At 59.7% G+C, this 298-nt stretch carries 1 protein-coding gene; it reads left to right on the top strand.

What is annotated here, in order from left to right; genetic code table 11:
* On the top strand, window positions 1-298 hold a 298-nt coding region (locus tag DEO48_RS05375; protein WP_146198244.1), incomplete at both ends, for a phage portal protein.

The raw sequence follows: 298 nt of genomic DNA, 5'->3' as shown, positions 1-298 counted from the left end.
TGCGCGAGCCGGGTATTACAGCGACAACCGCCTGATGATGAATCACGGCGTGGGGATCATGAAGCTGTGGCCCAGTGAAGAAATCGGCACGGTGGATGCGGCGCGGCCAACCAGCAATTTTGCCGATTTTGAAAATGCCATGCTGCGAAACCTTGCCGCCGCCACAGGCCTTTCAGCCCAGCAAATCAGCCAGGACTGGTCTGATGTGAACTACAGTTCCGCCCGCGCGGCCATGCTGGAGGCGTGGAAAACCCTGAACCGCCGGCGCGAGGACTTTGGTTCAGGATTTGCCCAGCCC

It is taken from the genome of Enterobacter sp. CGMCC 5087 (assembly GCF_003144775.1).
GTDB lineage: Bacteria > Pseudomonadota > Gammaproteobacteria > Enterobacterales > Enterobacteriaceae > Enterobacter > Enterobacter cloacae_M.
The sequence above is the reverse complement of the archived record's forward strand: the minus strand, read 5'-3'. Positions and strand labels throughout refer to the sequence as shown.